The sequence below is a fragment of the Hydrogenophaga sp. genome (assembly GCF_030373225.1).
GTDB lineage: Bacteria > Pseudomonadota > Gammaproteobacteria > Burkholderiales > Burkholderiaceae_C > Hydrogenophaga.
Map to the genome: position 1 here is coordinate 31,933 of NZ_JAUCZG010000016.1, position 12,333 is coordinate 44,265.

The 12,333-nt window shown below is 64.9% G+C and carries 15 protein-coding genes; 3 read left to right on the top strand and 12 right to left on the bottom strand.

All coding sequences use genetic code 11. The annotated features are described in order from the left end of the window. The first annotated feature begins 49 nt into the window (after positions 1-49). Entirely contained in the window at positions 50-1,081 is a 1,032-nt protein-coding gene (locus tag QUV35_RS10770; RefSeq protein WP_300873532.1) for a CDP-6-deoxy-delta-3,4-glucoseen reductase, read from the top strand. Between the two features lie 122 nt (positions 1,082-1,203). After that, positions 1,204-2,181, top strand: coding sequence for a tripartite tricarboxylate transporter substrate binding protein (locus tag QUV35_RS10775; protein WP_300873534.1), 978 nt, complete (start codon positions 1,204-1,206; stop codon positions 2,179-2,181). Positions 2,182-2,492: 311 nt separating this feature from the next. Here the strand turns inward: QUV35_RS10775 and QUV35_RS10780 are convergent, their stop codons facing one another. From QUV35_RS10780 to QUV35_RS10800, 5 genes are all read right to left on the bottom strand, one after another. Further along, positions 2,493-3,032 carry an SCO family protein gene (locus QUV35_RS10780; protein ID WP_300873646.1) on the bottom strand — a complete coding sequence of 180 codons (540 nt, stop codon included), beginning with the start codon at positions 3,030-3,032 and terminating at the stop codon, positions 2,493-2,495. 74 nt (positions 3,033-3,106) lie between these two features. Continuing rightward, positions 3,107-4,012: a heme o synthase gene (cyoE, locus tag QUV35_RS10785; protein ID WP_300873536.1), complete on the bottom strand. Its 906-nt coding sequence runs from the start codon at positions 4,010-4,012 to the stop codon at positions 3,107-3,109. Further along, positions 4,009-5,175 (bottom strand): heme A synthase, encoded by a 1,167-nt coding sequence (locus QUV35_RS10790; RefSeq protein ID WP_300873538.1) that lies wholly within the window; start codon positions 5,173-5,175, stop codon positions 4,009-4,011. Before QUV35_RS10790 ends, cyoE begins: the two co-directional genes overlap by 4 nt. Before the next feature lies 1 nt (position 5,176). Next, entirely contained in the window at positions 5,177-5,863 is a 687-nt protein-coding gene (locus tag QUV35_RS10795; RefSeq protein WP_300873540.1) for a hypothetical protein, read from the bottom strand. Next, complete coding sequence (locus tag QUV35_RS10800; RefSeq protein WP_300873648.1) at positions 5,847-6,581, bottom strand: SURF1 family protein; 735 nt, start codon at positions 6,579-6,581, stop codon at positions 5,847-5,849. Before QUV35_RS10800 ends, QUV35_RS10795 begins: the two co-directional genes overlap by 17 nt. Before the next feature lie 75 nt (positions 6,582-6,656). Here QUV35_RS10800 and QUV35_RS10805 point away from each other — a divergent pair, with 75 nt between their 5' ends. Continuing rightward, positions 6,657-6,899 (top strand): twin transmembrane helix small protein, encoded by a 243-nt coding sequence (locus tag QUV35_RS10805; protein ID WP_300873542.1) that lies wholly within the window; start codon positions 6,657-6,659, stop codon positions 6,897-6,899. A gap of 87 nt (positions 6,900-6,986) precedes the next feature. Here the strand turns inward: QUV35_RS10805 and QUV35_RS10810 are convergent, their stop codons facing one another. The 7 genes from QUV35_RS10810 to QUV35_RS10840 all read right to left on the bottom strand — a co-directional run bounded on the left by QUV35_RS10810 (position 6,987) and on the right by QUV35_RS10840 (position 12,296). Next, complete coding sequence (locus QUV35_RS10810) at positions 6,987-7,868, bottom strand: cytochrome c oxidase subunit 3 (protein ID WP_300873544.1); 882 nt, start codon at positions 7,866-7,868, stop codon at positions 6,987-6,989. Positions 7,869-7,929: 61 nt separating this feature from the next. Further along, entirely contained in the window at positions 7,930-8,136 is a 207-nt protein-coding gene (locus tag QUV35_RS10815) for a DUF2970 domain-containing protein (protein WP_300873546.1), read from the bottom strand. Then, positions 8,133-8,741 carry a cytochrome c oxidase assembly protein gene (locus QUV35_RS10820; RefSeq protein WP_300873548.1) on the bottom strand — a complete coding sequence of 203 codons (609 nt, stop codon included), beginning with the start codon at positions 8,739-8,741 and terminating at the stop codon, positions 8,133-8,135. The genes QUV35_RS10815 and QUV35_RS10820 overlap by 4 nt, the downstream gene beginning before the upstream one ends. Positions 8,742-8,774: 33 nt before the next feature. Further along, positions 8,775-8,885, bottom strand: a complete 111-nt coding sequence (locus tag QUV35_RS10825; protein ID WP_216637513.1) for a cytochrome oxidase small assembly protein — start codon at positions 8,883-8,885, stop codon at positions 8,775-8,777. 19 nt (positions 8,886-8,904) lie between these two features. Then, positions 8,905-10,521, bottom strand: a complete 1,617-nt coding sequence (gene ctaD / locus QUV35_RS10830; RefSeq protein ID WP_300873550.1) for a cytochrome c oxidase subunit I — start codon at positions 10,519-10,521, stop codon at positions 8,905-8,907. 42 nt (positions 10,522-10,563) lie between these two features. Then, positions 10,564-11,697, bottom strand: a complete 1,134-nt coding sequence (gene coxB, locus QUV35_RS10835; RefSeq protein ID WP_300873656.1) for a cytochrome c oxidase subunit II — start codon at positions 11,695-11,697, stop codon at positions 10,564-10,566. A gap of 167 nt (positions 11,698-11,864) precedes the next feature. Then, complete coding sequence (locus QUV35_RS10840) at positions 11,865-12,296, bottom strand: DUF2244 domain-containing protein (RefSeq protein ID WP_366945420.1); 432 nt, start codon at positions 12,294-12,296, stop codon at positions 11,865-11,867. Positions 12,297-12,333: the final 37 nt, after the last annotated feature.

The window sequence follows — 12,333 nt, forward strand, 5'->3', positions numbered from 1 at the left end:
GAGCAGGTGCCCATGCATCGCCGGGCCCCTTCACTCACTGCGTGCCAGTATGACATTCACCATCACCGTCGAGCCCAGCGGGCGCACATTCACCACCGAATCCGGAGAAGCCATGCTGGCCGCCGGCATCCGCCAGGGCGTCGGCCTGCCCTATGGCTGCAAGGACGGTGCATGCGGCTCCTGCAAGTGCAAGCTGGTCTCCGGCAGCGTGCAACATGGCCCGCACCAGAGCAAGGCGCTGAGCGCCGACGAGGAAGCGGCCGGTTATGTGCTGACCTGCTGCGGTGTGGCGCACAGCGACGTGGTGCTCGAATCTCGCCAGGTGACCGAAGTCGGTGCCTTCGTGATCCGCAAGATGCCGGTGCGCGTGAGCGCGCTGGAGCCGGCCTCGCACGACGTGATGGTGCTGCGCCTGCAACTGCCCGCCAGCGACACGTTTCAATACCACGCGGGCCAGTACGTCGAGTTCCTGCTGCGCGACGGCGATCGCCGCAGCTATTCGATGGCCAATGCACCGCACACGCAAGGTGCCGCGCCGTCGCTGGAGCTCCATGTGCGCCACATGCCCGGCGGCAAGTTCACCGACCACGTGTTCGGCACGATGAAGGAGAAGGACATTCTTCGGATCGAAGGGCCCTACGGCAGCTTCTACCTGCGGGAAGACAGCAACAAACCGATGGTGCTGCTCGCCTCGGGCACCGGCTTCGCGCCCATCAAGGCGGTGATCGAGCACATGCAATTCAAGAACATCCAGCGGGAAGCCACGCTCTACTGGGGCGGGCGCCGCCCGGCCGACCTGTACCAGAGCACCTGGATCGAAGCCCGGCTGGCCGAGATGCCCAACCTGCACTACGTGCCGGTGGTGTCCAACGCCCTGCCCGACGATGCGTGGACCGGCCGCACCGGCTTTGTCCACGAAGCGGTGCTGCAGGATCTGCCCGACCTCTCCGGCCACGAGGTGTACGCTTGTGGCGCGCCCATCGTGGTCGAGTCGGCCAGACGCGACTATGTGGAGAAAGCCGGTCTGCCCGAGGAAGCGTTCTTTGCAGACTCGTTCACCAGCGCAGCCGACAAGATCTGAGCACGAACCTTGCCTGCTCATTGCGAGCAGCCGCCCCCTCAAGGGGGAGCATCTGCGGACCGGCAGAGCCGGTTGGTGGATGTGTCTGAACGAGTTCCCCCACAAACCCAGGAGACCTGCACATGCCGAGCCGCCGCCAACTGATCACCCACCTTGCCCTCGCCACCGCCAGCCTGGCCCTGCCCGGGCTCACACTGGCACAGACCCCTGCCACACGCATCATCGTGCCGTTTGCAGCGGGGGGTCCGATCGACGTGACAGCCCGCGTGCTGGCCGAGGCGGTCAAGGGGTCGCTGGGCACGGTGATCGTCGACAACCGACCCGGCGCGGGCGGCAACATCGGCGTGAGTGCGGTGGCCAAGGCGCCGGCGGACGGCCTCACGCTGGGCATTGCCACCACAGCTTCGCACGGCATCAACCCCTGGCTCTTCAGCAAACTGCCCTACGACCCGGCCAGGGATTTCGCGCCGATCACCCAGATGCTGCGCGTGCCCAACGTGCTGGTGATGAACGCCGAAGCCGCCAGCCGGCTGAACATCAACAGCCTGGCCGACCTCATCGCCTACGGCAAGGCCAACCCCGGCAAGCTCAACTACGGCTCGGGCGGCAACGGCAGCGCGGGTCACCTGGCGGGCGAACTGTTCAAGAACCAGGCCGGCATCTTTGCGGTGCACATTCCCTACAACGGCGGCAACCCGGCGCAGGTGGGGCTGCTGTCGGGCCAGGTCGACTTCAACTTCGACAACCTCGCCACCGCCGCACCGAACATCCGCTCCGGACGGCTCAAGGCCCTGGCCGTGACCACCTTGCAACGCAGCAGTGTGCTGCCCGACGTGCCCACCGTGGCAGCCACCCTGCCCGGCTTCGAGATCGACACCTGGTGGGGGCTGATCGCACCGGCGGGCACACCGGCAGAGACCTTGCGCAAGCTCAACACGGCGTTCAGCGACGCGCTGAAATCGCCCGAGGTCAAGACGCGTTTTGGCCTGCTGCTGGCCGAGCCGGCTCCCAGCACGCCCGAGCAGTTCGACGACTTCATGAAGCGCGAGCGGGCCAAGTACGAGCGCCTGGTCAAGCTGAGCGGCGCCAAGGTCGACTGAGGGGACAAGGCCCCCTCGCTCCGCCGCTGCGCGGGTCGCTGCCCCCCGAGGGGGCTGTTTCGCCTTGGGACGGCCCGGCGGCGAAACCTGGCCCCCACGCTCCGCCGCTGCGCGGGTCGCTGCCCCAGGACAGGGAAGGGCCCCGGTCCTTGCCGGGTCCGGGGGCTGTTTCGCCTGGGGACGGCCCGGCGGCGAAACCTGGCCCCCACGCTCCGCCGCTGCGCGGGTCGCTGCCCCAGGACAGGGAAGGGCCACGGTCCTTGCCGGGTCCGGGGCTGTTTCGCCTGGGGACGGCCCGGCGCCGGATCGGATCAGCCGGCCAGCAGTTTTTTCAGGTCGGCGGCCAGCGCTGGCGCCCCGCTGCCGTAGCGGTGGTACAGGCGGATGCGGCCCTGCGGGTCGTACACATAGCTGCCGGCGGAGTGGTCCATCGTGTAGCTCGTGGGCGTGGGCCCGGCGACCTTCTTGTAGTAGATCTTGTAGCTCTTGGCCAGTTCGGGCAGCGCATCGGGCGCAGCGTACAGGGCCAGGAAAGTGGGGTCGAAACTGGCCATGTACTGTTTCATGATCTCGGGCGTGTCGCGCTCGGGGTCGATGCTCACGAACAGCCCCTGCAGACGATCGCCGTCAGCGCCGAGCAGGCGCTTGGCCTCGGCAAGTTCGCTCATGGAGGTGGGGCACACATCGGGGCACTGCGTGAAGCCGAAGAAGATCACCACCACCTTGCCCTTGAAATCGGCCAGGGTGCGCGGCTGCCCGTTGTGGTCCGTCAATGAAAAACCGGTGGCGTAGTCGGCGCCGGTGATGTCGATGCCGACGAAGCTGGCGGCCGGGTCGCTGCAGCCGGCCATGAACAGACCGGTGGCGCCGAGCGTGGCGCCCAGGAGATGGCGGCGGGTGAGCGAGGTTCGATCAGACATGGCGGTCACAAGTAATGGTCGATCAGCAGCGCGGCAAACAGCAGCGACAGGTGGATCAGTGAGAAACGAAAGGTCTTGCGCGCGAGTGCATCGGAGTAGTCGCGCCAGAGCGCCCAGGCGTAGCCGCAGAAGCCGATGCTCAGGGCGATGGCGCAGACAAGGTAGAACCAGCCGCTCATGCGCATCATGAACGGCATGAGACAGGCGGCGAACAGCACGAAGGTGTAGAGCAGGATCTGCAGCCGCGTGAACTCGGAGCCGTGTGTGACCGGCAGCATCGGCAGGCCCGACTTGCGGTAATCCTCCACCCGGTAGAGGGCCAGCGCCCAGAAGTGCGGCGGCGTCCACAGGAAGATGATCAGGAAGAGAATCAGCGACTCCGGCGAGACCACGCCGGTCATGGCCGCCCAGCCCAGCACCGGCGGCATGGCGCCCGACGCGCCACCGATCACGATGTTCTGCGGTGTCAGCGGTTTGAGGATCACGGTGTAGACCACCGCATAACCGACGAAGGTGGCAAAGGTCAGCCACATGGTCAGCGGATTGACCGCGAAGTACAGCACCGCCGAACCCGCTGCGCACAACACGGCTGAAAACGAAAGCGTCTTGCCGTTGGTGAGCTGTCCTTTGGCGGTGGGGCGCCAGGCCGTGCGCTTCATCTTCGCGTCGATGTGCTGCTCGACCACGCAGTTGAACGCGGCGGCTGCGGCGGCCACGAGCCAGATGCCGAAGCAGGCCGTGGCGGCCAGCTGCACTTGCGCCCAGCTCGGCACACCGGGCACCGCCAGCACCATGCCGATCAGGGCACAGAACACGATCAGCTGGATCACACGCGGCTTGGTCAGCGCGTGGTACTGGCGCCAGACCGAGGGAAGGGCCACCGCCACCGAGGGAGTCGAGGCGGCACTCATGGGGTCTGTCGGGACATGTTCAGAGCCGACGGGGTGCCGGCGGGTGTGCTGTGCGTCGCGGCGCTGCGCGTGCCGCTGAGGGCACCGGTGAACACGATCACCAGTGCTGCGGCGCCGGCCGTGTGGCCCACCGCCGCGAGCAGTGGCCAATCCAGCACGACGTTGGTCAGCCCGCTGACGAACTGCCACAGGGCGAGCAGCAACAGGGCCCGCGCCGTGCGGCCCATGCCCGGCACCCGCCACAGGCGCCACCCCAACCAGACCATGGCGCCCAGCACCACGAAGGCCATGAGGCGGTGCACGTAGTGGATGGCGGTGAGGGCAGCGAAGGGAATCGCTTCGCCGGCGCTGTTCAGGCCCAGGTGGCGCCACAGCGTGAACCCCTCCCGGAAATCCATGCTCGGCCACCAGCTGCCCTGGCAGGTGGGAAATTCGGTACAGGCCAGCACCGCGTAGTTGGTGCTGACCCAGCCACCCAGCGCGATCTGCATCCACAGCAACACGGTCACCCCCGCCAACGCGGTTCGCAAGCGCCCGGGCAGTTCCAGCGGGCCGCGATGACCGGGTCTGGCGAGCTCATAGCTCACCGCCTGCGCCCGCAACAGGGCCAGCAGGCCCAGGCCTCCGAGCAGGTGCAGGGTGACGATGGCCGGGAACAGCTTCATCGTGACCGTGAGCGCGCCGAACGCCCCTTGCACGCACACCCACACCAGTGTGACCAGCGGCCACACAAACGAGACCGCCAGGCGCTTGCGCTCCAGCCAGCTCACCAGGGCCAGCACCAGGATCAGGACGCCGACGGCGGTGGCGAGGTAGCGATGGATCATTTCGATCCAGGCCTTGGAGAACGTGACCGGCCCGGTGGGCATGGCCTCTTGCGCGGCGGCAATCGACGCGCTCGCACCGACCGGGCTCACGCTGCCATAACAGCCCGGCCAGTCGGGGCAGCCCAGACCCGAATCGGTCAGGCGCGTGAAGGCGCCGAACAGCACCAGATCGAAGGTGAGGAACAAGGTGACGAGGGTGAGCACGCGCAGGCGCTGGGCGGGTGGTGAATGGCGGTTGCGCACCCAGACCCAGGCCAGCGGGCCCAGTGCGATCACCACACCCAGCAGCATGATGCGGGCGATCGGTGCCAGGTCGTACAAAGGTTGGGTGTCCATGTCAGCGTTCCGTGGCGGTGCGTCCGGCCTTGTCCCAGAAGGACGATGCGCGCAGCAGGCGGTCGAGATCGCGCTTGGCCTGCTTGGGGTCGATGGTGGCAGGAAAACGCATCATCCAGTTGCCCAGCGGATCGACCACATACAGGTGGTCCTCGAGCCGCTGGCCGGCGGCGGGCTGCAGCCACGCGGCCAGCGCCTGGGCGTCCACCTGCAGCACCTGCGCGGCGGCGGTGGCCTGTTGCAGGGGTTCGGACAGGGGAGCATCGCCGGTGCGCAGCCACACCCAGTCCAGCCGGTCCTTTTCCCGACCGAGCGTTTCCCGCAACTGGCGTTGCAGCAGCAGGTGTTCCTGGCAGCTCTCGTTGCAGGCGCTGTCGGCCACACTGATCAGCAGCCACTGGTCCTTGAGCGATGCCAGCGGCACGCTCTTTCCCCCGGCATTGATGGCCATGATGGCCGGCAGAGGCCGCTGCGGATCGATCAGCTCGCCGTAGTTGCGCCGACCCTCGGGTCGGATCACGTAATAGGTCAGGTAAGACGCCACCACCGGCGCCACACACACGAGCGCCAGCCCGAGCAGTTTCCACCGGCCCGAGCGCGCGTTGACCACCGCGCCAGCACCACCCTGGTCAAGCTGGGGCAGGCTGTGCACGGTCAGGGTCAGGGGTTCATCAGGCGTCTGTGCCATGGGAAATGCGCTTTCGGCGGGGGGAAATGAATTGGAACCAGACATACAGCACGCTCGCGAGGGCACACAGGCCAAACCACTGGAACGCATAGCCATGGTGTTTGTCGACGCCAAGCGCCGGCTTCGGCCACGCTCGCAACAGGCCTTCGGGGGATGCGCCGGTCTGCTGCACCGAGAACTCCAGCAGATCGAGGGCGGTCTCGCGGGCGAACGCAGCGAGGTCGATATTTTGCCGGATCGGGCCTGTGCCCGCCTCACCCAGCTCGTATAGCTTGCCCGGCGGCGGGGCCAAACGCCCCTCCACCACCACCTCGCCCGCGGGGGTGTCGATGGCGGGCACGCGGCTGCGGTCGATGAAATCGCGGGGCACCCAGCCGCGTTGCACCAGCACCGCGCGCCCGCTGCCCGCCAGTTTCAGCGGCGTGACCAGAATGAAACCATTGCGCGCGCCCATCTGCCGGTTGTCGAGAAACACACTGGATTCGCTTACCCATTGCCCCTGCAGTTGCACGGGACGGTGCAACCCTTCCCCCGGATCGCTCCCCTGGAGCAACTGGCTGTTTTGCCATGCTGGCCATTCGGCGCGCTGGTTGATCTGGTTCTGCAGTTCGATCTTCTGCCGGGCGCGGTCGAGTTGCCAAAAGCCCAGCGAGGCAGTGACCGCCATGGTGAATACCGTGGCGGCGGTGACGACGATGAAACGCGAGCGGGCCGACATCATGACCCTGCTCCCGGCCCCGAAGCGGCGACAGTCACATCACCGGGCCTGGCGGCTGCGCCCATAATCCGGGTGATGAAGTATCTGGTCATCGCGGCATTCGTTGCCATCATCGGGAGTCTGGGCGCAGCGCTGGTGTTCATGATGCGGGGCGGGCCATCGGGTGACGGTGATGGGCAGGACACATCGCACCGCAAGAACCCCATGGCCAAGGCACTGGCGTTTCGGGTCGGTTTTTCCATCCTGCTGTTCGTCGTGGTGCTCATCAGCTACCAGATGGGCTGGATCCAGCCCACCGGACTTCCCCTGCAACGCTGATCACACCGCCTGCCGCAACAACAAAAAGGCGCCGGATGGCGCCTTTTTGTTGAGCCGCTAGGGGTTGTCGGGCACCCCGGGAGAGGCTCACAACCAATAGACCAGGATGTAGAGGCCCAGCCACACCACGTCCACGAAGTGCCAGTACCAGGCGGCGCCCTCGAAGCCGAAATGGCGGTCCTTGGTGAAGTGGCCTTTTTGCAGCCGCAGCGTGATGAACAGCAGCATCAACATGCCCACGAAGACGTGGAAGCCGTGGAAACCCGTCAGCATGAAGAAGGTCGATCCGAAGATGCCCGAACTCAGCTTGAGGTTCAGGTCGGTGTAGGCGTGGTAATACTCGTAGCCCTGCACGATCAGGAACACGATGCCCAGCAGCACCGTCATCCACATGAAGGCGATGGTCTTGCCGCGGTTGCCCGCCTGCAGCGCGTGGTGCGCGATGGTCAGTGTGACACCGGAGGTGAGCAGCAGCGCGGTGTTGATGGTGGGCAGCCAGAACGGTCCCATGGTCTGGAAGGGCTCGACAATGCCGGCGGGCGAAGCCGTTGCGCCCGCCTGGACGCTCGGCCACACGGCCGAGAAGTCGGGCCAGATCAGCGAGTTTTCGAAGCCGCCCAGAGCCGGCACCGAATGCACCCGGGCCCACCACAGCGCGGTGAAGAAGGCACCGAAGAACATCACTTCGGAGAAGATGAACCAGCTCATGCTCCAGCGGAACGACAGGTCGATCTTGCGACCGTACATGCCACTCTCGCTCTCGCCAACCGCTTCACGGAACCACTGGAACAACACGACCAGCCAGAAGGCCATGCCAAAGGCGAGTGAGTAGGCGCCCCAGCCGGCGCCGTTGATCCATTGACCTGCGCCCAGGATGACGAAGAACAGGCCGATGGCCGCCATCACCGGGTGGCGGGAAGGACCTGGAACGTAGTAGTAGGGCGTTGCGCCGTGGGATGCTGCTGACATGCTCACTCCAGTTTTCGCTTGTTTGAATGGGAGAAAAAATCGTTCGACGCAGGCGCGGGCTTCAGCCTGCGACCCAGTTCACCAACAGGATCAGGGCCAGCACGAACAAAAACGCCATGCCCACCCCCACTGCAATGAGGTGCAGGGGATTGAGCCGGGCAATGTCGTTCTGGTAGTCGGCGTTGCGACGCACGCCAAGGAAACCCCACAGCACGGCCCTCACCGTGCCGCCGAGCGACCCTTTGCGCTTGTGCAATGGTTCGGTCATACAGCGCCCGCCGGCTTCATGACCACCGCGGGCCGATAGGCCACATCGGCAGGCGCCGCGGGCACTTTGCCACCCACCTCGAAGAAGGTGTACGACAGCGTGATCGTGGTCACGTCCTTGGGCAGGCGCGGGTCGATCACGAAAGCCACCGGCCATTCCTTCTTCTCGCCAGCCTGCAAGGTGTACTGCGTGAAGCAGAAACACTCGAGCTTGTTGAAGTGGGCCATGGCCTGCTTCGGTGCGTAGCTGGGAATGGCCTGCGCTGCCATGGTGCGGTTCTGGATGTTCTGGAACTCGTACATCACCGTGGTCAGCTCACCTGGATGAACCTGCAAGGACCGCACGGCCGGCTTGAAGTGCCACGGTCCGCGGCTGTTCACATCGAATTCGACCGTGATGGTTCGTGTGGTGTCCACCTGGCTGTTCGCCGCCGCCCTGGACGTGGCGCCCGGGATCTGGCGGTCAGAGAGCGACAGGATGTTGATGCCGGTCGCCTCGCAGATCGCGTTGTAGATCGGTACCAGCGCGTAGCCGAAGGCAAACATGCCCAGCGTGATCACGCCGAGCTTGCCGACCATCTTGAAGTTTTCGCTGCGCAATCCCACGGTCTGTGTCCTGAGTTCAAGGGTGCCGGGGCGTCAGCCGCCCAGGAACACCATCTTGCCGACGAAACCCATGAAAAACACCAGCGCGATCGAGCCCAGGATCAGGCCCAGGCGCTGGTTGTGTTTTTTCTGTTCGGGCGTCATGTTGCGGGCCATGCTGCGCTCAGCCGATCACCTTGGTGGCGGTGGCGTCGAGCTTGGGCGGGTTTTCAAAGGTGTGGAACGGTGCCGGCGATGGCACTTCCCACTCCAGACCTTCAGCGCCTTCCCACGGCTTCTGCGGAGCTTTTTCGCCCTTGCCAGCCATGGCGGGCAGGATCACGGCCACGAAGAAATACACCTGTGCGATACCGAAGAAGAACGAGCCCACCGAGGCGATGGCGTTGAAGTCGGCGAACTGCATGGGATAGTCGGCGTAACGGCGGGGCATGCCGGCCAGACCCAGGAAGTGCATCGGGAAGAAGGTGATGTTGAACGAGATCATCGACCACCAGAAGTGGATCTTGCCGCGGGTTTCGCTGTACATCACGCCGGTCCACTTGGGCAACCAGTAGTAGATGCCGGCGAACATGGCGAAGAGCGATCCGGCGACCAGCACGTAGTGGAAGTGGGCCACCACGTAGTAGGTGTCCTGCATCTGGATGTCGATCGGAGCAACCGACAGGATCAGACCGGTGAAGCCACCGATGGTGAACACGAAGATGAAGCCCACCGCCCACAGCATCGGGGTCTCGAAGGTCATCGAGCCCTTCCACATGGTTGCGATCCAGTTGAAGATCTTCACGCCCGTGGGCACGGCGATCAGCATGGTCGAGTACATGAAGAACAGCTGACCCGTGACCGGCATGCCGGTGGTGAACATGTGGTGAGCCCACACGACGAAAGACAGGATGGCGATCGAACCGGTGGCGTACACCATGGAGGCATAGCCAAACAGCTTCTTGCGCGCGAAGGCGGGCACGACCTGGCTCACGATGCCGAAGGCCGGCAAGATCATGATGTAGACCTCGGGGTGACCGAAGAACCAGAAGATGTGCTGGTACATCACCGGGTCACCGCCGCCGGCGGGGTTGAAGAAGCTGGTGCCGAAGTGGCGATCGGTCAGCGTCATGGTGATCGCGCCAGCCAGCACGGGCATCACGGCGATCAGCAGGTAGGCGGTGATCAGCCAGGTCCAGCAGAACATGGGCATCTTCATCAGGGTCATGCCGGGCGCGCGCATGTTCAGGATGGTCACGATGATGTTGATCGAACCCATGATGGACGAGGCGCCCAGGATGTGCATGGCAAAGATGCCGGCGTCCATCGAGGGGCCCATCTGAAGGGTCAGCGGGGCATACAGCGTCCAGCCGGCAGCGGGTGCGCCGCCCGGCATGAAGAACGAACCCACCAGCATCAGGGCAGCGGGGATCATCAGCCAGAAGCTGAAGTTGTTCATGCGGGCGAACGCCATGTCGGAGGCGCCGATCTGCAGCGGGATCATCCAGTTCGCGAAGCCCACGAACGCCGGCATGATGGCGCCGAACACCATGATCAGGCCGTGCATGGTGGTCAGCTGGTTGAACAGGCCGGGGTTCACGAGCTGCAGACCGGGCTGGAACAGTTCGGCGCGGATCAGCAGGGCCAGCACGCCGCCCACCATCAGCATGGTGAACGAGAACAGCAGGTACAGCGTGCCGATGTCCTTGTGGTTGGTGGCATAGACCCAGCGGCGCCAGCCCGTGGGGGCGTGGTGGTCGTCGTGGCCGTGGGCGTCGTGGTGGTCGAGAACAGCACTCATGGTCGGTTTCCTTGGAAGCTCAATGTTTTTTCGTCAACGCGATCACTGGCGAGCGGCCTGCACTTCGGCCGGTTGCACGATCTGCTGGGTCTGGTTCGACCAGTTGTTCTTGGTGTAGGTCATCACCGCTGCCAGCTCGGTATCGCTCAGCTGCTTCCAGGCGGGCATCGCGCCGTTGTTCTGACCATTGAGCAGCACGTTGATGATCTTGCCCTTGTCGGCATCGACGACCAGCGCCGAGCCGTCCAGCGGCTTGATCGGGCCCGCGCCCTTGCCGGTGGCCTGGTGGCAGGCCACGCAGTTGGCGGCGTATACGGACTCACCGCGCTTGACCAGGTCAGCCAGCACCCACACCTTGGACGGATCATCGGCCGCTGCGGCCAGGGCTTTCTGCTTTTCGCTCACCCAGGCGGTGTATTCCTCGGCCGACACCACCTTCACATGGATGGGCATGTAGGCGTGCTCCTTGCCGCACAACTCGGCGCACTGGCCATAGAAGTCGCCGGTCTTCTCGGCACGGAACCAGGTGTCACGCACAAAGCCGGGGATGGCATCCTGCTTGACGCCGAAGGCCGGCACCATCCACGCGTGGATCACGTCGTTGGCGGTGGTGATGATGCGCACCTTCTTGCCGACCGGAACCACCAGCGGGTTGTCCACCTTGAGCAGGTAGTTGTCGGTGGGTTCGGGGTTGCCGCTGTTGGACATGACGCGGTGGTTGTTGTCCAGCGTGGAGAGGAAACCGATGCCCTCGCCTTCGCCCTTGATGTAGTCGTAGCCCCACTTCCACTGCATGCCAGTGGCCTTGATGGTCAGGTCGCTGTTGGTGGTGTCCTTCTGGGCCACCAGCACCTTGGTGGCCGGCAGCGCCATGCCGATCACGATCAGCAGCGGAACGATGGTCCAGCCAAGCTCCACCCAGATCGGCTCGGCCAGCACCTGCGACTTGTGTCCCACCGACTTGCGGTGCTTCAGGATGGAATAGAACATCACGCCGAAAACGATGACGAAGATGATGGCGCACAAGGCCATCATGAACCAGTGCAGCCAGTGCTGTTCTTCTGCGATGCGGGTGACCGGCGGCGCGAAGTTGAGCTGGTTGACGGCGGGACCACCCGGCAGGTCGTTGACCTTTTGGGCCGCCACCGTGGTCCAGGCACCCAGGCCGAGCGTCAGCGTGGTGGCAGCCGCGCCGAGCCTGGCCCAGGGGTTGCGGGGGGAATGCACCGTTTTCTTCGTCGTACTCACGTTTATCGCCTCAAATATAAGTATTGATTTATATCAATGCAGATTAGAACAAACTTTCCGGGCCCCAGCCAGCCTTCCAACACCCTCTTGTCCGCTCAGACCCCACGCAGGGCCTGCCGGATCTCCCGGGCCAGCAGCGGCCTCAGGTCGGACCGCAAGAAACGCCCCACCTGGACCGAACGCCCTCCGCCCCGGACTTCGATCAACTGACCCGCGTCCCGCCGGGGTTCCACTCGAACCCACTCGCGGGCGAATTCGCATCGCGACGCCCGCCCGGCGGTTTCCCACTCCACCACCAGCCGGCCCTCCAGCAGCCTGATGCGCTCGTTGTCGGTCGCATGACGGGCATACACCAGAAAAGCCGTTCCCACCGCCAGCAGCTCCAGCACCGCAAAAGGCAGCACCAGGGTGGCGCCTTGCGACCAGAAGAATCCCGCGACCCCCATGGAGAGGATGCACAAGGATGCGTAGAGGTAGCCCAATTGCGCCGGGGTGACCGAACAATTGCGCTTCAGGTTCCACTCCATGCCGTGTTCGGACAGGATCGCGAATCGAAAAGCGTTG